The following is an 18,178-nucleotide window of genomic DNA, read 5'->3' as shown; positions in this document are numbered from 1 at the left end:
TTACCGATCGGTAATTTCTTCTGCAAATTGAGCCGTGATCACCGGGATAATTACCGAGCGATAATTTTCCCGTTGCGAGATGCCGGAATCAGCACCCGCCCCCACCGTCCTTGATCAGACCATAGCCAGACCATGGCGGCCCTCAGTGCAGCACCTACACTATCCGGTAATGGCGCGAGCAGGCCCGAGATCCCGCTGCAAACAAAAATTCTATTCATCCCCATAGCCGCGGGCAAATATTCTGCTTGCCGGTTAAAATATAGCGTCTTCATCTTAATTAACATCACACAGCAGATTTTATGAGAAGTGCTGATAAACTCCGCGCATGACAGGCTCTGCCCCGCGGCGGAGCTTTCTTTATCCATCGGCAGGGAGACCTTCATGGCCCGCAATATCATCGTTCTTGGTGCCGGCATGGTCGGCGTTTCAGTGGCCTGGCATCTGGTGCGTCGCGGTCATGACGTCACGCTGGTGGACCGCCGCGAGCCGGGGCTCGAGACCTCCTTCGGCAATGCCGGCATCATCCAGCGCGAGGCGGTGCGCCCCTACGCCTTCCCCCGGGATATCGGCACCCTGCTGCGGGTGCTGCCCAACCGCAAGGTGGATATCCGCTACCGCCCCACCGGCATGATGAACGCGGCGGGCCCGCTGCTGAACTACTGGCTGAACTCGAGCGGTAAGCGCTACGAGCGCATCGTAAACGAGTGGGCGTCGCTGATCATGCGCTGCCAGGATGCCCACGCGCCGATGATAGAGGCCGCCGGCGCCGAAGCGCTGGTACGCAAGGGCGGCTGGCTGGAGCTTTACCGCACCCGCAAGGAGTTCGAGGAGCGCCAGGAAACGGCCCGGGAGAACCACGAGCGCTTCGGGGTCGAGTATGAGGTGCTTGATGCCGAGGCGCTCTACGCCAAGGAGCCGCATCTGGGCAAAGGGCTGATCGGAGCGATCTACTGGACGCAGCCTTGGATGGTCTCGGACCCGGGCGGCCTGGTGCAGGCCTACGCCCGCAGCTTTGCCGAGCAGGGCGGCCGTGTGATGCAGGCCAGCGTCGAGGATGTGCTCCAGATAGAAGGCGGCTGGCGGGTCAATACCAGCGAAGGCCCCCTGGAGGCAGATGAGGTTGTGGTGGCCCTGGGCCCCTGGGCCGGAGAACTGCTGGGAAGGCTGGGCATGAAAGTGCCGCTGTTCGTGAAGCGCGGCTACCACATGCACTACTCCGCCGAAGGGGAAGCCAAGCTCAACCACTGGGTGATGGACGCCGAGAAGGGCTTCCTGCTCGAGCCGATGCGCGCCGGCATTCGCCTGACCACCGGCGCCGAGCTTGCCGACCTGGAATCGCCGCCCCAGTACAAGCAGCTGGCCGCCGCCGAGAAAGTGGCACGCAAGCTGTTCCCGCTGGGCAAGCGTCGCGACAGCCAGCCCTGGAAAGGCGCCCGCCCCTGCCTGCCCGACATGAAGCCGGTGATCGGCCCGGCCCCCAACATGGAGGGGCTATGGCTCGCCTTCGGCCACGGCCATCAGGGCTTTACCCTGGGTCCGGCCACCGGCGAACTGCTCGCGCAGATGATGGATGGCGAAGAGCCCGCGGTGGATATGGCCCCGTTCCGCGTCGACCGCTTCTGAAGGCTAAGTCATAACGAAAGCGGGCGCCCTTGAGGCGCCCGCTTTATGTAGATTCATGCACTGATTGGATCCGAGTAAAGGGATACTCAAACCCCTTGCTCACTTGACCGCAACCATTCACCACAGTGACAGCTCGGCAAGCGGCCATGTCAGCTACGCAACATTATAATAGATTAAATAACTTTTTAATTGCACACAAATACTCGTAAAGCCAAAAAATCAAATAAAGGAGCAGCGATGCCCTGCGTTCCAAATAGATAATGAGCACACTAGCAGGAAATCATTCCAGCCCCTTTAGCTAAGGCCTTATTGATTCGTAATGATCGATACACTGCACGATCCGTTTTAAAATTGGTTTAAATCCTGAAAAACTAATACTGTCTTTTTTAGCCAAGACCACCCTCTTGGCGAACACTTCCTTCCCATATTCTTTAGCATTGTCTCTTGTTTTGTCGCATGGGTTGAATGTCTTTCCGCTTACTTTCTCGCCCAGCACTTTTTTGCTGAAGAGGTCTTCGATTGCGGTTTCTTTTCCCGCTGCTCCGAGAGGAGTTAGCACAACGTACAAATTTTGTCCAACATGAATGAATTCCGAGTTCCTGAAGTTATTCTTTTTCAGTGTACTGGGATAAGGAGTAGCATTCATCTTTTTTAGCAAATTAAATGTATCGTTAAACCCCGAATCGTTATCCATTACTATTATCACAGGCTTCTCGGGATTTGGAGCACTGTAAAAGCCTTGCTTTTCATTAAACGACTTTATAAACAAATCTATGTATGGTGTTCCGCCATGTAGATTCAGGAAAAAGCGAGTTCTTGCCGTGTATTTAAAGAAGGAGACAAGCAGCTCATACTTTTGGGTAGTCGTCTCAGGTTTAACCAGCTTTGGATAACGAGTAGCCAGCCTACTTATTGCCGCCTTTAAATACACGTTATCAGTTTTTCCTTCGCACAAAATAGTCGCTTTTTTATTTCCATAGAACCATCGGTAATATAAAAATCTGCTAAATGTTCTTTCTCTTCCGCTTAGCAACTCGTCCTGTTTATATCCATGGTTCCTTATAACGTAAATAGGGTCAGGTTTTTTTCGTGACCTTAGCCTGTTAAAGTGGTCAATTTGGTCGATAAAATTTAATTTTCCTTCTAATTCGTTAATACTGCCTGCTAGCATTACGCCGTTGACTTCTTTAGTGAAAGTTCCATTTTGAAAAAGAGCGTGACACTGGGCCTTAGCAGTTCTCCAATATTCGGATTTTACGCTAGGCTTTTGGTTGGCGACAAGTCCTGTAACTTCCTGCCGAGAGTCTTTGTATAAAATTCTTGTTTTACCGTGATTTATTTCAAATCCGGCTCGTCGGATTTCGCTTATAAACCGTTTCCCGGGGAGATACACTCCACCCTCATGTCGCATGATTTGGGGAGGAAATATTTTTTTCCGTGTCGAGAAAGTAATGTCGTCAGCATACCTTGAGTAACTACAAGAATGCTTTTTAGCCAGAGTTGCCAACCTAACATCTAGTGCATGCGTTATAAGATTAGTAATTACAGGAGAACAAGGACTCCCTTGGGGAAGCTTGTCGTCATGACAAGAAATTTGCGCGATAACAGTTGCGATGCTTGGTTCAAGATGGAAATTTTTGTTTTTTATAAAGAAGCCTCTCACTCGACCAAAGTTGAAGCTATCAAAAAAATCCTTCAGATCTACATTTAAAACATTCTTCTTGTTCAGATGCTGCATAGCGTTTGTAATAATGGAATGACCTCTAACGAAACCATGGGAAAGTGTAGATGTGGAGTCATCACCCTCCTCCGCTCTCACTCCCTCAATTTCTTCAATGCAATCTTGTAGAAGAATTGAAAGCTCGGCCTGAAGGCTTTTTAATTTCTCAGAAGGCGCCCAGATTGTTCGCACCCCACCGCTTTTCTTGGGAATTTCGAATTTCTCATATTGCGTAGACGGTTTTAACACATAGAGAACGTATGTTAAAAACGATGTCTTTACACCTAGCAGGTGTGCAAGGTCAGCCTTCGTTCTTGCACTTATCAAAGCTTCAATTTTCGACATAGTATCGCTTTACACAGTAGGAAAATGGCTTATGGGCACTCCTACGCATTTTCAAGGAGGGACTATCGAACAGCGGAAAGTCTTCTTAAGGGCGATCCACTCGGACCATGTTGTCACTGATCGCGATACGCGATCCAAAATCTGCCCATAAGCCAATCCTGATTCTACCAACATTCGACAGTTACTGCAAGTGATGCTAGGGATGTCAGGCAATCGATACCGACATCATGAGGCACGGGTTAGAGGTAGTACTGAGCAGCAATCAACACGCCTCTGCTCAAGCATGAAATATCAAGCAGGTTATGACGCTTATTCGATTGAAAATCAACATTGCCAATCTATTGCCATCACCGCATGATCGAGTTGGGGATTTATCGTCGTTGATGCAGGGGCTAGCATGTAATCAAAAAAGCAAGAATAATTGATTAGTGACGAGCAAATGGTCCTCAAGCGATATGGAATTGGCTGATCTTCGCATTTTCCCATTAGCTGTCAGCACTTTAAGCACTTTTGTTTGTTGCAACCGAAAAAGAGCATGCTTATATTGGTCGAGAGTAGCCGGAGACCTATTGCACGTCTTGAAAACCAATTCTTGTACTGTAAAAATCTCGGATGCAGCTAAAAATTCAGGTATATCCTCAACCAATGCATTCAATACCCTATGGTCCGCATCATCATCGAAATAAAAGTCAAAAGTCTGCTGATCCGCAATAGCCTCAAACGTAGGATCATACCCCAGCATCATGTTGAGCCCATTAGTACCATGATGCTCAAACGCATTCTGATTCTTCCAATGCGTCAACAACATTTCATTGCGTGCTGTCGGATGTGATGACAAATGAATCAGCCAATACGCTCGATTGCTCTTACGCGACACAATGAAAAAAGGTGTATAGAAAGAAGCACCACATTGACTCTGAATTTCTTCATATAACAACTGCTCTATGAGTAATCGACTTTGTTTTATCTCTATAGAATCCTGCAGATCCGGATGCTTAAGAAGCCCTTCCAAATTGAGCTTTTCCAAAGTTCTGACAAAATTCGGCTTGGTGGAAATATAATTTATAAGGCTATCGGTTGAGAATGTTAGAATCACCTCAGTTCCACTTGGAAAAAGCCAGAACAAATTCCTAAGCACACAGGGTGGAACATCTTTATACCCATATTGATCTAAAATAAAAATATTCCTGGGCTTTCTGCTTCTACTCTTAATGTCTATACAAATTTTTGGCAAAACCGCGAGGAAATTATCATGAAAGACATGAACATTCTTTTCGCTGGATAGACCAAACTCAGCTAAAGAAAACCTTAATTGCTCTACTGCCCCTCTATCAATTTCAACAAAGTAGTAGTTAGCATCTAAAGTAAAAGGCTTGATCCTGCCACATGCATTTATTTCAGCTTCTGCAGTTTTCATTGCCCGCATTAAACGCACCGGAGAGCCAGGAAGTATCTCCGAGCCTACGGGTGAACGATAGCGTCCACCTCCCGCAAAGCCGTCTATAATATTAATTCGAACTCTATCTACATTTGGGTTTTTGGTGAAAACTGCTATATATCTCCTAAGATAGTCACACATTATTTCATGCTTCACTGAGCTGTGACTATCCAACACAGGTGGACTGGAAATATCCGACCAATCATATCCATTTTTCTTTGGCATACAGCCGCCTTTTATGATTTTTAGTATGAAAACGGATATAACTACAGAGTTTTTATCGAAATACGTGGCATCTCATCCCAGACTCGGCCTTGGAATTCACGCCCATTTGCCTTCTTGTTTCTCTTCTTTCCATCAGCACCCCATGTCCCCCATTGCTTAAAGAAAAAGGCAACGTCTTGAGTCTCACATTGACGTCGAATATTGTCGACCCATTCCTCCTTCAGAGGTCTGGCATTACGACCTGACTCTCCACCAACGATAACCCAATGAATATCAGCAAGCTCAACGACACCTATGTCCTCGAGCAATGGCTCCACAGAAAGAAACCTGACCGTTGCATCAACAGCTCTCAAATGCTCGATTCGTGGTACACCATATTTTTTATCTTCTACAGAAACACCCAGCCAGGCATTTTCAGGAACTTTATGCCTCCAAAAGTAGTCGGCCATACGATCAGCGCGCTTAGTCAAGATTTGATATGTGTGCTGCGGAGTACGATCGATAACATCAAAAACTTTATCGAGGAATTGATCCGGAACAGCCTCATGAAAAAGATCACTCATCGAATTAACAAAATACTTGGTGGGCTTTTTCCTGCGTAGAGGCTGGTCAAGACGCTCAATTAAAAGCGAGAGCTCAAAACCATTCTCGTATCCTGGAGTTCCCATCGCCTTTAGACGTTTGGCCATCTCCTCTGCATAGCAGTGCTTGCAACCAGGGGACACCTTCGTACATCCTGTCATAGGGTTCCACGTGTGCTCAGTCCACTCAATCGTGCTCTTGTTGCTCATGATCGCCTCCATCAGTGAAGACCACTGTATATAATATTACATGGCAGAGATGCTAGTTATACTAGCACATACAGAATTAATGGAAATGAAAATAGTTTGATAACGCGATAGCATTAGTCAGTGCCCCCGAGCCATCCGAGGCACATAATCATTTCATCCTTCGGCTACGTATTCTGGCCTTCCTCTATGATTCTAAGCCGAATATCGTCCCTATAAGTAAATCGCCGAGTTCGTTTATCTGCATCATCAGGATGAATGATCAGCCTCCCGCTTTTTTCCAGTGGCTTTAAAGCATTTTTCTTAAATTGAGACGAATGATAGATCGTTCGGTCAGATCCAACAAACTGGGCTATCTGTTTCGGTGTAACCCAGCGATTCGCGAACTCTTCCGAAATGGCATTTATCAAGGGATTAAAATCTGGCGATGCAATATCAAACTCATCGTTCGCTGACCCTCGAAACACGAAGTCACCAGAAGGAGCAATGCTCCAGATGGCCGCCTTCATTTTATCGGCGCCAACCCATGATTGTGTTGCAAAGAATATACTGTAGACATGTCTATATCCTTTATACAACTCAAAGTGAACAGCATTAGTAGCCCTTGACTCTTTTAATTTTTCCTTATATAACCCATAAAGAAACTCTTTCCTCTCTGATCTGTCAGATATTGACTGAACTCTGCACCAATCATTACTGCCGAACAAATTATCCAGATGAGGTCTAAATTCCCTTGACCCAAGAAACCGGTTAATGAACTCATACATGACTGAAATATAAATTTCAGCTTTTGGATTCTTCAGAATTCTGTGAATTAGAGACATAGGGGTATCAGATACACCAAAGGGATCTATCATAGCGAAACATGGTGCTAACTGCCTATTTTGCTCTTCAACATAGCCAAGTAATTCGCTCATAGCACCATCGAACGTGGCACTTGCATATCGAACTATAAAATTTTTCGGCAATGATGGATACTTCTCGTCAACAAGAGCCTTTAGATGCTCCATCCGTTTCTTGTTTGACTCCACAAAATAGAAGACTATTTCTTGGTCACGAACCGCTTGATGCCGATGCTGCAATGCGGCATCAAGCGCAATAATTGGCGAACCAACATGGCCGTTATTATACTCTCCGGGTCCTGCAAAGCCATCTATTATCAGAAGTCTCCCATGCCATCTTGAAAGTATAGGCAGCCATGCGTTTAAATAGCTTTTTAGCACCAGATGCTTACCCAAAGAGTGCTCTTCAAGCTCCCATAATGTTGTATTTTTTCTCGACACTAAAAAGCCCCATTTTAAAAAATCTGTATTTATTAGAAACAATAGCTCGAAAGATGAAGCTTATCAATATACTAGGGCCACCTTCATTAATTTAAATACCAGCTTCTTCGAGCAAAAATCACAATATAATATCATATTGAACGAAGACAAAGCTTTTTCAATGCACCACTCATGCAATTTGGTTTAAATTTTAAGTCGGTTTAGTAAGCATTATCTCCGGGGATTGAGATATGAAAGACAAGTATTGATAAATTATTAAAGGAGCAACATGCTACCGCCCGGGGATGACATCCTTTCCCTGCGACAGCCCTGTCTGCGTTGTACTACCTGTTCTATCGGCGGTCGTCTCGGCGACCTTAACCTGAGTTAACTAAACTCTGTAACGAATTGCAAAGAAAAAGGGCCTACCCTTTGGTAGACCCTTGATCTCGCTCAGCTTAGCCGTGTCAGGCGTTCAGCCTAGGCGCGACTCACTCCCACTCGATCGTCGCGGGCGGCTTGCTGCTCACGTCGTAGGTCACGCGGGAAACGCCTTCCAGCTCGTTGATGATGCGGTTGGAGACTTTCTCCAGCAGCTCATACGGCAGGTGGGCCCATCTTGCGGTCATGAAGTCGATGGTTTCCACGGCGCGCAGGGCGATGACCCATTCGTAGCGGCGGCCGTCGCCGACCACGCCGACGGATTTGACCGGCAGGAACACGGCGAAGGCCTGGCTGGTCTTGTGGTACCAGTCAGCGTTGTGCAGTTCCTCGATGAAGATGGCGTCGGCTTCGCGCAGGATGTCGGCGTATTCCTTCTTCACTTCGCCGAGGATGCGCACGCCCAGGCCCGGCCCCGGGAAGGGGTGGCGGTAGACCATGTCGTAGGGCAGGCCGAGTTCGAGGCCGAGGCGGCGCACTTCGTCCTTGAACAGTTCGCGAAGCGGTTCGACCAGCTTGAGCTTCATGGTCTCGGGCAGGCCGCCGACGTTGTGGTGCGACTTGATCACGTGGGCCTTGCCGGTCTTGGAGGCGGCGGATTCGATCACGTCGGGGTAGATGGTGCCCTGGGCCAGGAACTCGACGCCTTCGATCTTGCTGGCCTCGTCATCGAACACGTCGATGAAGGTGTTGCCGATGATCTTGCGCTTGGCCTCGGGGTCGTTCACGCCTTCGAGCTTGGACAGGAACAGCTCCTCGGCATCGACACGAATCACCTTGACGCCCATGTGGCGGGCGAAGGTTTCCATCACCTGCTCGCCTTCGTCCTTGCGCAGCAGGCCGTTGTCGACGAACACGCAGGTCAGCTGGTCGCCGATCGCCTTGTGCAGCAGCGCCGCGACCACCGAGGAATCGACGCCGCCGGAGAGGCCGAGCAGCACGTGGCGGTCGCCGACCTGGTCGCGTACGCGGGCGATCTGGTCTTCGATGATCTGTGCCGGGGTCCACAGCCGCTCGGCCTGGCAGATGCCCAGCACGAAGTGCTCGAGGATGCGCTGGCCCTGCAGGGTATGGGTGACCTCGGGGTGGAACTGCACGCCGTAGAACCGCTTCTCTTCCCAGGCCATGGCGGCGATCGGGCAGCTCGGGGTGGAGGCGGTCACGATGAAGGTGTCGGGCACCTGGGCGACCTTGTCGCCGTGGCTCATCCACACGTCGAGCAGCGCCTTGTCGGTGACGTGGTCGACGTGATCCTTGATGTCCTTGAACAGCGCGGTCTCGGCGTCGATGCGCACCTGGGCGTAGCCGAACTCGCGCTTCTTGGAACCCTCCACGGCGCCGCCGAGCTGCTCGGCCATGGTCTGCATGCCGTAGCAGATGCCCAGCACCGGCAGGCCCATCTCGAACACGCACTGCGGCGCACGCGGCGAATCCAGCTCGGTGACCGACTCCGGCCCACCGGCAAGGATGATGCCGTTGGGGTTGTACTCGCGGATCTCGGCCTCGGTGATATCGAAGGCGCGGACCTCGGAGTAGACACCGATCTCGCGCACCCGGCGCGCGATGAGCTGGGTGTACTGGGAGCCGAAATCGAGGATCAGGATCTTATGGGCGTGAATATCGGTCATGGAAATCTCTCGGCAGCAGGCCTAGTCCAAAAGCGGTGTAAACGGTCCAGCATCGCTGGTTGAGCGTCAGGCTAGGCGAAAACGGCCGAGACAGCGCAGTTGACGTGGGGTGTCAATGAGCATGTCGAGGCCGTTTTCAACAACGCATGGCGCCAACTCAGCGGCGCTGGTTAGCCCGCACGATAGTTGGGGGCTTCTTTCGTAATCTGCACGTCGTGAACATGCGACTCGGCGAAGCCGGCGCCGGTGATCTGCACGAACTCGGGCTTGGTGCGCATCTCCAGGATGCTGCGGCAGCCGGTGTAGCCCATCGAGGCGCGCAGGCCGCCCATCAACTGGTGGACGATGGCACTCATCACGCCCTTGTAGGGCACGCGGCCTTCGATGCCTTCCGGTACCAGCTTCTCGGCGCCTTCGCTCTTGTCCTGGAAATAGCGGTCGGCGGAGCCCTGGCTCTGCGCCATGGCGCCCATCGAGCCCATGCCGCGGTAGGCCTTGTAGGTACGGCCCTGGTAGAGCTCGACCTCGCCCGGGGCTTCCTCGGTGCCGGCCAGCAGGCCGCCGATCATCACGCAGCTGGCGCCGGCGGCGATGGCCTTGGCCAGGTCGCCGGAGTAGCGCACGCCGCCATCGGCGATCAGCGGAATGTCGTACTCCTTGAGCGCCTCGGCGACGTTGGAGACCGCGGTAATCTGCGGCACGCCGACGCCGGCCACCACGCGGGTGGTGCAGATGGAACCCGGGCCGATGCCGACCTTGACGCCGTCGGCGCCGGCCTCGGCCAGCGCCCGGGCGGCTTCGGCGGTGGCGATGTTGCCGCCGATCACCTGCACGTCGGGGAAGTGTTCCTTGACCCAGGCCACACGGTCGATCACGCCCTTGGAGTGGCCGTGGGCGGTATCGACCACGATGGCGTCGACCCCGGCTTCGACCAGCGCCGCGACGCGCTCGGGCGTCTCGGGGCCGGTGCCCACCGCAGCGCCGACCAGCAGGCGGCCGTCGCTGTCCTTGGCGGCGTTGGGGTAGGTCCGGGCCTTCTCGATGTCGCGCACCGTGACCAGGCCCTGCAGGCGGAAGCTGTCGTCGACGATCAGGATCTTCTCGATGCGGTTTTCCTGCAGCTTGGCCTTGATCACGTCGAGCGGGGTGCCGACCGGCACGGTGACCAGCTTCTCGCGCGGCGTCATGATCGCTTCGACGCTGTCGCTGTGGTCGGGCTGGAAGCGCATGTCACGACCGGTGACGATGCCGACCAGGGTCTCGCCCTCGACCACCGGGAAGCCGGAGTAGCCGTATTCGTCGGCCATCGCCAGCAGGTCCTGCAGCTTGGCCTTGGGCCCCACGGTGACCGGGTCCTTGACGATCACGCTCTCGTGCTTCTTGACCTTGCGCACCTCGGCGGCCTGGCCGGCGATGGTCATGTTCTTGTGGATGATGCCAATGCCGCCTTCCTGGGCCATGGCGATCGCCAGGCGCGCTTCGGTGACGGTATCCATGGCCGACGAGACGAGCGGGATGTTGAGTTCGAGATTGCGGCTCAGGCGGGACTTGAGGCTGACATCCTTGGGCAGAACGTCGGAATAGCCGGGAACGAGTAATACGTCATCGAACGTAAGAGCTTCTTGCGCCATACGTAACATATCGGCAACACCCATTGAACTGATGGAGGACGGGGCGTGAGGAAGTTAATCAACCATTATAACGTGCCGGAGGCGGGAGCGGCAATGTGGTGATGCGCGGCAGGCTAGCCCTACTCGACGCTTTTCGCTCTATCGAATTCACGCGCCCAGCGCGCCATGAACGCATCGCGGCGCTGCGGATCGACGAACGCCAGCAGCGACGCATTGAGCGGAATGGGATAGAGGCGCTCGCCGACCTGGTCGCGCAGGCGCTGCGCCGTGTAGGGGCCGATCACGTCGGGGCGCACGCTGAACAGCGGCGTTTCCCCGGCGATCACCCGCTGGCCGTCGCGGCTGAGCAGGAAGTCGAGGAACGCCCGCGCCGCGCCGGGGTGCGGCGCGTCACGATGGATGAAGGCCATGCGCATCATCACCAGCGAGTAGTCCTGGGGCACCTGGACGATCACCTCGGGATGCTGCTGGGCCCACACCATGGCGTAGGAACCCAGCAGGTTATAGCCGAGCCAGTAGCGTCCTTCGCTGATGCCCTCGAGCATGGCGCGGGTGTTGGCTTCCAGCACGGCATCGGCATTGCCCATGGCGGCGACCAGGTCCCAGAAGCGCGTGGTATAGCGGGCATCCTGCTGGAACAAGGTGTAACCCACGCCGCTGCGCAAGGGGGAATAGGTCGTCACCCGGCCGCGCAGCAGGTCCAACTGTTCGGTCAGCAGGGTATGCAGGTCGGCATGGGTGGCTGGTGGCATCATGTGACGCGACAGGTCGAGGCGGTAGGCCATGACGATCGGCTCGAAGGTAAAGCCGAACACCTCGTCGCGCCACTTGGCCCACTCCGGCCAGCCACGCGCTTCGGCCGAATCCAGGCGCCGCGCATAGCCTTCGTTGACGCGTGCCATCTGCCACGGCATGGCCGAGCTGATGACCACGTCCGGCGCCGGGTCGGCCTCGGCGACGAGCTCGTCGACTTGCAGGGTGGAGCGATCGCGGAAGTCGAGGGCGATATCGGGATGCGCCTGCTCGAAGGCGTCCAGCAGCGGCGCGACCACGTCCTTGTCGAGCGCCGCCTCGACCACCAGCGGCGTCGTGGCCCAGCCCGACGCTGGCGCCAGCAACAGAGCGGCAAGCGCGAATGCGTGGAAGCGCCGAAACATCATGGCGTGTTCTCCAGGGGAAAATACAGACTGACCCTCAGCCCGCACGGCGTGTGCGGTGCCACGTTCAGGCGGGCATCGTGACGCCGGGCGATGGAGTCGACGATCGCCAGTCCCAGGCCGGAGCCGTGGGTGTCCTGGCGTCCGCCGCGCTCGAAGGGATGGTGCAGGCGCGCTAGCACTTCGGGGGCGACGCCGGGGCCGTCGTCTTCGATGAACAGTTCCACCTCGTCGCCGTGTCGCACCAGGCCCAGGGTGATCATGCTACCTGGCGGCGTGTAGCGCAGGGCGTTGTCGATCAGGTTGCCGAGCAGTTCGCGCAGCGCCCAGGGCTCGCCATGGATGAACAGCGGCGTGTCGGGTAGTTCGGCCAGCCCCAGGTCGTGGTCCTGGGCGACATCGCGCCCGGCCCAGTCGAACAGCGTCTCGCGCAACAGCGCGCCCAGGTCGAGCCGGCTCATCTCGCGGCCATCGACGACGTGGCGCAGCCGCGCCAGGCTCAACAGCTGGTTCGCCAGGCGGCTGGTGCGCTCGGCCCCGTCATGGACCGCCACCAATGCCCGGCGCCATTCGTCGGGCTGATGGCTCTTCAGCGCCAGTTCGCTGGTGCTCTGCAGCCCAGCCAGCGGGGTCTTGAGCTGGTGGCTGGCATCGGCGGTGAAGCGCAACAGCGCATCGCGGCTCTCGCGCTGGCGGGCGAACAGGGTGTCGAGGGTCTCGGCCAGTTCGCGCAGTTCCTCCGGCACCCGCGCATCGAACGGGCGCATGTCGTCGGCCTCGCGCTGACGCAGCAGTTGGCGCAGGCGGCGCATGGGTTTCAGCGCCACACGCATCGCCAACAGCATCAACAGCCCGGCCACCAGCACCATGACCAGGAAGCGGGTCACCGCCCGTTCAAACAGTTCATCGGTCAATGCCTGGCGCCCGGCCAGGGTGTGGCCGACCCAGATCTGCACCGGGTCCTGGCTTTCCCATCCGGCCGAGTCGAACTCCCGCCCGTGCAGGCGCCAGCCGGCGCCGAGGTTGTCGGCATCCGTCCACATCGGCTGCTCGTCGACTTGCTGGCGCCAGTCGGCCGGAATGGGGAAATCCAGGTTGGCCGAGACCCGCTGCCCGTCGGCATCGAGCACGGCGTAGAAGACCCGTTCCTGATGGCGGGTGGCGAGGATCTGCAGCGCCGCGGCGGGAATTTCCACCACCGGCTGCCCTTCCTGCCACTGCACGGCCTCGGCGATGGTCAACGCCGCCGATTCGAGCTGGCTGTCGTAGGCACGCTCGGCGGCGCGTTGCGAGCTGGAATAGGCCTCGATCAACAGCAGCGCGCCCAGTGCGCTCACGGTGACCAGCAGCCACACCGCCAAGCGCGATTTGAGGGTGCCGTCGACCTCGATCACTACCGCTCTTCCTCGAGCCGGTAGCCCAGGCCACGGAAGGTACGGATGCGCAACCCGCTGCCCTGCAGCCGCTTGCGCAGGCGGCTGACATAGACCTCCAGGGCGTTGGAACCGACGTCGCCGAAGCCGAACAGCCGGTTCTCGAGCATCTCGCGCGGGGTGATGCTGCCGGCATGCAGCAACAACCCTTCCAGCAGGCGCAGTTCGCGACGCGGCAGGTCGAGCGCCTCGCCGTTCAGCGTGGCAACGCCCGAGGCCGGGTCGAAGCACAGCGCACCGAGGCTCAGGCGGTTGTCGGTGCGCTGCTGGCTGCGCCGCAACAGGGCGCGTACCCGCGCTTCGAGTTCGGCGAGCGAGAACGGCTTGGCGAGGTAGTCGTCGGCGCCCAGGTCGAGCCCGCGCACCCGGTCGTCGATGCCATCGCGGGCGGTGAGGATCAGGACCGGCGTGGTGTCGCCGCGCTCGCGCAGTTCGCCGAGTAGCGTCAGCCCGTCGCCGTCGGGCAACCCCAGGTCGAGCAGGATCAAGTCGAAGCGGTCGTGACGCAACGCCGCGCTGGCCTCGGCATAGCGCGTGAACGCTTCCACCGTATTGCCCAGCGGGGTCAGGGCCTGGTTCAGCGAGCGGGCAATCAGCGGATCATCTTCGACGACGAGCAGACGCATACGACCAAAGTCTCATGGAGTGGTGACGAGATGACAGGTTGGTGAAAGGTTGCGCGCCTAGCATGCGGTTGTGTCATCCACCGCGATGGCAGGCGGGGAAATCCCTCTCCGCGACACCAGAACAAGAGAACAGGAGTTCGCCATGAAGATCAACAAGGCTTTCCGTCACTGCTCCGGGCTGGCCCTGCTGGGCAGCTTGCTGCTCGCCGGCGGTGCCCAGGCCCAATCCGATGCCACCGAGTGTATCGCCCCGGCCAAGCCCGGTGGTGGCTACGACCTGACCTGTCGCCTGGCGGCCAATGGCCTGCAGGAAACCGGGCTGATCGACAAGCCGATGGCCGTCAGCTACATGCCGGGCGGCATCGGCGCCGTGGCCTACAACCATGTCAACGGCGTACGCACCGACGACCCCAACCTGATCGTGGCGGCCAGCACCGGCGCGGCGGTCAACCTGGCACTGGGCAAGTTCGGCCAGTACGACGCCACGGAAGTGCGCTGGCTGGGTGCGCTGGGGGTCGACTATGGCGCCATCGTGGTCAACGCCGACGCGCCCTGGCAGAACCTCGACGAGTTGATGGCCGACCTGCGCGACAACCCGGGCGAGATCGCCTTCGGCGCCGGCGGCACGATCGGCAGCCAGGACTGGATGAAGGCGGCGCTGACCGCCAAGGCCGCCGACATCTCACCGAAGAGCCTGCGTTATGTCGCCTTCGAGGGTGGCGGTGAAGCGCTGGCGGCACTGCTCGGCGACCATATCCAGGTCTTCACCGGCGACCTTTCCGAGCTCAAGTCGCAGCTCGAAAGCGGCAAGATCCGCGTGCTGGCGGCACTCTCCGAAGAGCGCATGAACGGGCCCTACGCCGAGATTCCCACCGCCGCCGAGCAGGGTTACGACGTGCAGTGGCCGATCTGGCGCGGCTATTACATGGGCCCCGAGGTTGACGACGAGGCCTATTACTCTTGGGTCGAACGCTTCACCGCGCTGTCCGAGGATCCCAAGTTCGCCGAACTGCGCGAGGCCCGTGGGCTGTTCCCGATGTCGCGCTTCGGGCCCGACTTCGACGGCTACGTCCAGGAGCAGGTCGGTGAATTCAAGTCGCTGGCCGAAGAAGTGGGTCTGAGCCAATGAAGCTTGCCGCCGACCGATGGCTGGGCGTCTTCCTGATCGGTCTGGCGGCGTTCGTCGCCGTCCAGGCCCTCAGGCTGGAGGTGCCCTTCAGCTACGATCCCGTGGGGCCCAAGGCCTTTCCGCTGATCCTGGCCATCCTGCTCGCCGCCCTGTCGCTGGTACTGGTATTCAAGCCCGGCGCCAACGGCCACTGGCCCGACCGCGCCCTGGCCGTGAAGCTGCTGGCGGTGCTCGGCGTGCTGCTGGTCTATGCGCTGCTGTTCACACGGCTCGGTTTCGCTGCCACTTCGCTGCTGGCGATCGTCGCCCTGGCGCGAATCTTTGCCGCTTCCTGGGGCAAGGCGCTGCTGACTGGCGTGTTGATGGCCATGGGCAGCTACTTCCTGTTCACCCATGGGTTGGGGATTTCCCTCCCTAGTGGCCATTGGCTGAGCTCCTTGGTCTAGAGGTACGCCATCATGTTCGATTTCCTGATCCAAGGCTTTGGCGTCGCGCTGAGCCCGCTGAATCTTGGGCTGGCCTTTCTCGGCGCCCTGCTCGGCACGCTGTTCGGCGCCCTGCCGGGCATCGGCCCGATCAACGGTATCGCCATTCTCATGCCGCTGGCCTACACCCTGGGCCTGCCAGCCGAATCGGCATTGATCCTGCTTGCCGGCATCTATACCGGCGCCGAATACGGCGGGCGCATGTCGAGTATCCTGCTCAACGTGCCCGGCGACGCCGGCGCGGTCATGACCACTCTCGACGGTCATCCGCTGGCCAAGAAGGGACTCGCCGGCCCGGCATTGGGCCTGTCGGCGGTCAGCTCCTTCGTCGGTGCGACCATCGCCATTCTCGGCCTGACGCTGTTCGCGCCGCTGCTGGCCGAGGTCGCGGTGATGTTCGGCCCTGCCGAATTCTTCGCCCTGATGGTGTTCGCCTTCGCCTCGATGTCGGTGATGATGGGCAAGGATCCGACCAAGACCGCCATCGGCGCGGTGCTCGGGGTACTGATCGGCACCGTTGGCATCGATTCCGGCACCGGGGTGTTGCGCTATACCTTCGGCATGCCCGAACTCTACGATGGCATCGACTTCGTGGTGATGATCATCGGGCTGTTCGCGATCAGCGAGATCCTGCTGATGCTCGAGCACGCCAACCGCAAGGATGCCGACGGCGACATTCCGCCACTGGGGCGGGTGTTCATCAGCCTCAAGGAAGTGCTGTACTGCAAGGGCGCCATGCTGCGTTCGGGGCTGATCGGCTTCATCATCGGCGTGCTGCCCGGGACCGGGGCCTCGGTGGCCGGTGCGGTGTCCTACACCACCGAAAAGCGCCTCTCCGACAAGGAAGGCACCTTCGGTACCGGCGACATGCGTGGCCTGGCGGCGCCGGAAGCGGCCAATAACGCCGCGGCGGCGGGCTCGTTCGTGCCGATGCTGACGCTGGGCATTCCCGGCTCCGGCACCACCGCCGTGCTGCTCGGCGCACTGATGCTCTACAACATCACCCCGGGGCCGATGATGTTCAGCGAGCGCCCCGAAGTGGCCGGCGGCCTGATCGCTTCACTGTACATCGGCAACCTGGTGCTGCTGGCGCTGAACCTGCCGCTCGCCGGGGTGTTCGCCCGGGTGCTGACCATCCCGCGCTGGGTGCTGGTGCCGGGTATCGCCATCCTGGCCTTCGTGGGGGTCTATCAGCTTCACTCCGACCTGACCGCCATCTACCTGATGCTGATTATCGGCGTGTTCGGCTACCTGCTGCGCAAGCTGGGCTTCTCGCTGGCCCCGGTGATCCTCGGCTACGTGCTCGGCGGGTTGATGGAGCAGAACCTGCGTCGTGCCCTGTCGATCAGTGGCGGCGACGTGGAGATCCTGTGGCGCTCGGGCATCTCGCTCGGCTTGTGGATCGCCGCCGCGGCACTGCTGATACTGCCCTGGCTGCTGCCCAAGCTGTTGTCGAAGCTGCAACCCAGCGGCAAGCCCCTGGAGCAGGTCGAGGACGACTGATAGCGTTCATTCCTCGCGAGCCCGCTGTGGCCTCACAGCGGGCACTCATGTTTCACCGGGGATATGACATCTTGAGCAGCACCGTCGGGAAGCGGATGATCGCAAAGGGCAGGTTCCTGCCGACGCTGGCACTGGGCATCGGCGGTGGCGGCCTCGCCTATTGGCTGCACATGCCTGTGTTGTTGAACGGCTTCAAGCGGTTGAGTGCTTAGAGCGTAGAAGCTAGCCATGTTCTTGTAGGAGCCGCCGTGGCGGCGATCCGGCCGGCAGGCCGGCTTGGGTGGCCCATCCATCGCGCCCACGGGCGCTTCCAGGATGACGATGCCCCATCTTCTGGTAGGAGCCACCGTGGTGGCGATCCGGCCGGCAGGCCGGCTTGGGTGGCCCATCCATCGCGCCCACGGGCGCTTCTACAGGATGACGATGCCCCATCTTCTGGTAGGAGCCGCCGTGGCGGCGATCCGGCCGGCAGGCCGGCTTGGGTGGCCCATCCATCGCGCCCACGGGCGCTTCTACAGGATGACGATGCCCCATCTTCTTGTAGGAGCCACCGTGGCGGCGATCCGGCCGCAGGCCGGCTTGGGTGGCTCACCCATCGCACCCACGGGCGCTTCTACAGGATGACGATGCCCCATCTTCTGGATAGGGGTCGGGAAGGCATAGCCTCCCCGCCCTCCGAACCGTGCATGCGGTTCTCCCGCACACGGCTCTCCAGTCGATGGTTTCAACATCGTGATTGGCTCG

15 protein-coding genes are annotated in these 18,178 nt (G+C 57.6%); 5 read left to right on the top strand and 10 right to left on the bottom strand.

Annotated features, from left to right (window positions below; translation table 11 throughout):
* Window positions 1-50: 50 nt before the first annotated feature.
* Complete coding sequence (locus tag ACFOEV_RS12645) at window positions 51-383, bottom strand: hypothetical protein (protein ID WP_386774452.1); 333 nt, start codon at window positions 381-383, stop codon at window positions 51-53.
* On the opposite strand from ACFOEV_RS12645, the gene ACFOEV_RS12640 reads away from it, so the two are divergent.
* Window positions 382-1,623 (top strand): NAD(P)/FAD-dependent oxidoreductase, encoded by a 1,242-nt coding sequence (locus tag ACFOEV_RS12640; RefSeq protein ID WP_386774450.1) that lies wholly within the window; start codon window positions 382-384, stop codon window positions 1,621-1,623. The two genes, ACFOEV_RS12645 and ACFOEV_RS12640, sit on opposite strands and share 2 nt — an antisense overlap.
* 298 nt (window positions 1,624-1,921) lie before the next feature.
* Here the strand turns inward: ACFOEV_RS12640 and ACFOEV_RS12635 are convergent, their stop codons facing one another.
* The 9 genes from ACFOEV_RS12635 to ACFOEV_RS12595 form a co-directional block, all read right to left on the bottom strand.
* Window positions 1,922-3,688 carry a retron Ec67 family RNA-directed DNA polymerase/endonuclease gene (locus ACFOEV_RS12635; protein WP_386774448.1) on the bottom strand — a complete coding sequence of 589 codons (1,767 nt, stop codon included), beginning with the start codon at window positions 3,686-3,688 and terminating at the stop codon, window positions 1,922-1,924.
* Between the two features lie 403 nt (window positions 3,689-4,091).
* Complete coding sequence (locus ACFOEV_RS12630; protein WP_386774446.1) at window positions 4,092-5,351, bottom strand: three-Cys-motif partner protein TcmP; 1,260 nt, start codon at window positions 5,349-5,351, stop codon at window positions 4,092-4,094.
* A 41-nt stretch (window positions 5,352-5,392) separates the two neighbouring features.
* Window positions 5,393-6,142 (bottom strand): DUF5131 family protein, encoded by a 750-nt coding sequence (locus ACFOEV_RS12625; RefSeq protein WP_386774444.1) that lies wholly within the window; start codon window positions 6,140-6,142, stop codon window positions 5,393-5,395.
* Window positions 6,143-6,306: 164 nt separating this feature from the next.
* Entirely contained in the window at window positions 6,307-7,377 is a 1,071-nt protein-coding gene (gene tcmP / locus ACFOEV_RS12620) for a three-Cys-motif partner protein TcmP (protein ID WP_386774443.1), read from the bottom strand.
* A 515-nt stretch (window positions 7,378-7,892) separates the two neighbouring features.
* On the bottom strand, window positions 7,893-9,470 hold the full coding sequence (gene guaA / locus ACFOEV_RS12615; RefSeq protein WP_386774441.1) for a glutamine-hydrolyzing GMP synthase: 1,578 nt from the start codon (window positions 9,468-9,470) through the stop codon (window positions 7,893-7,895).
* 170 nt (window positions 9,471-9,640) lie between these two features.
* Window positions 9,641-11,110 (bottom strand): IMP dehydrogenase, encoded by a 1,470-nt coding sequence (guaB, locus tag ACFOEV_RS12610; protein ID WP_386774439.1) that lies wholly within the window; start codon window positions 11,108-11,110, stop codon window positions 9,641-9,643.
* A 110-nt stretch (window positions 11,111-11,220) separates the two neighbouring features.
* The gene (locus tag ACFOEV_RS12605) at window positions 11,221-12,261 is read right to left on the bottom strand and encodes an ABC transporter substrate-binding protein (protein WP_386774437.1); all 1,041 of its coding nucleotides are present in this window, start codon (window positions 12,259-12,261) and stop codon (window positions 11,221-11,223) included.
* Complete coding sequence (locus ACFOEV_RS12600) at window positions 12,258-13,652, bottom strand: sensor histidine kinase (protein ID WP_386774435.1); 1,395 nt, start codon at window positions 13,650-13,652, stop codon at window positions 12,258-12,260. The genes ACFOEV_RS12605 and ACFOEV_RS12600 overlap by 4 nt, the downstream gene beginning before the upstream one ends.
* Window positions 13,652-14,317, bottom strand: a complete 666-nt coding sequence (locus ACFOEV_RS12595; RefSeq protein ID WP_386774433.1) for a response regulator — start codon at window positions 14,315-14,317, stop codon at window positions 13,652-13,654. Before ACFOEV_RS12595 ends, ACFOEV_RS12600 begins: the two co-directional genes overlap by 1 nt.
* 142 nt (window positions 14,318-14,459) lie before the next feature.
* On the opposite strand from ACFOEV_RS12595, the gene ACFOEV_RS12590 reads away from it, so the two are divergent.
* From ACFOEV_RS12590 to ACFOEV_RS12575, 4 genes are all read left to right on the top strand, one after another.
* A complete protein-coding gene (locus ACFOEV_RS12590) occupies window positions 14,460-15,446 on the top strand; it encodes a Bug family tripartite tricarboxylate transporter substrate binding protein (protein ID WP_386774431.1) in 987 nt (328 codons plus the stop codon).
* Complete coding sequence (locus ACFOEV_RS12585) at window positions 15,443-15,892, top strand: tripartite tricarboxylate transporter TctB family protein (protein WP_386774429.1); 450 nt, start codon at window positions 15,443-15,445, stop codon at window positions 15,890-15,892. The genes ACFOEV_RS12590 and ACFOEV_RS12585 overlap by 4 nt, the downstream gene beginning before the upstream one ends.
* Window positions 15,893-15,904: 12 nt before the next feature.
* A complete protein-coding gene (locus ACFOEV_RS12580; protein WP_386774427.1) occupies window positions 15,905-17,434 on the top strand; it encodes a tripartite tricarboxylate transporter permease in 1,530 nt (509 codons plus the stop codon).
* Window positions 17,435-17,505: 71 nt separating this feature from the next.
* The gene (locus ACFOEV_RS12575; RefSeq protein ID WP_386774425.1) at window positions 17,506-17,646 is read left to right on the top strand and encodes a hypothetical protein; all 141 of its coding nucleotides are present in this window, start codon (window positions 17,506-17,508) and stop codon (window positions 17,644-17,646) included.
* Window positions 17,647-18,178: the final 532 nt, after the last annotated feature.

The organism is Litchfieldella rifensis (assembly GCF_042646605.1).
In the GTDB taxonomy this organism is placed as follows: Bacteria; Pseudomonadota; Gammaproteobacteria; order Pseudomonadales; family Halomonadaceae; genus Litchfieldella; species Litchfieldella rifensis.
This window is presented reverse-complemented; position numbering and strand designations above follow the sequence as displayed.

Excerpts from the sequence above, each read along its gene's own strand:
- ACFOEV_RS12640 (WP_386774450.1), top strand. The coding sequence starts at position 382 with ATGGCCCGCAATATCATCGTTCTTGGTGCCGGCATGGTCGGCGTTTCA.
- ACFOEV_RS12645 (WP_386774452.1), bottom strand. The coding sequence starts at position 383 with ATGAAGGTCTCCCTGCCGATGGATAAAGAAAGCTCCGCCGCGGGGCAG.
- ACFOEV_RS12635 (WP_386774448.1), bottom strand. The coding sequence starts at position 3,688 with ATGTCGAAAATTGAAGCTTTGATAAGTGCAAGAACGAAGGCTGACCTT.
- ACFOEV_RS12630 (WP_386774446.1), bottom strand. The coding sequence starts at position 5,351 with ATGCCAAAGAAAAATGGATATGATTGGTCGGATATTTCCAGTCCACCT.
- ACFOEV_RS12625 (WP_386774444.1), bottom strand. The coding sequence starts at position 6,142 with ATGAGCAACAAGAGCACGATTGAGTGGACTGAGCACACGTGGAACCCT.
- guaA (WP_386774441.1), bottom strand. The coding sequence starts at position 9,470 with ATGACCGATATTCACGCCCATAAGATCCTGATCCTCGATTTCGGCTCC.
- guaB (WP_386774439.1), bottom strand. The coding sequence starts at position 11,110 with ATGTTACGTATGGCGCAAGAAGCTCTTACGTTCGATGACGTATTACTC.
- ACFOEV_RS12605 (WP_386774437.1), bottom strand. The coding sequence starts at position 12,261 with ATGATGTTTCGGCGCTTCCACGCATTCGCGCTTGCCGCTCTGTTGCTG.
- ACFOEV_RS12595 (WP_386774433.1), bottom strand. The coding sequence starts at position 14,317 with ATGCGTCTGCTCGTCGTCGAAGATGATCCGCTGATTGCCCGCTCGCTG.
- ACFOEV_RS12590 (WP_386774431.1), top strand. The coding sequence starts at position 14,460 with ATGAAGATCAACAAGGCTTTCCGTCACTGCTCCGGGCTGGCCCTGCTG.
- ACFOEV_RS12585 (WP_386774429.1), top strand. The coding sequence starts at position 15,443 with ATGAAGCTTGCCGCCGACCGATGGCTGGGCGTCTTCCTGATCGGTCTG.
- ACFOEV_RS12580 (WP_386774427.1), top strand. The coding sequence starts at position 15,905 with ATGTTCGATTTCCTGATCCAAGGCTTTGGCGTCGCGCTGAGCCCGCTG.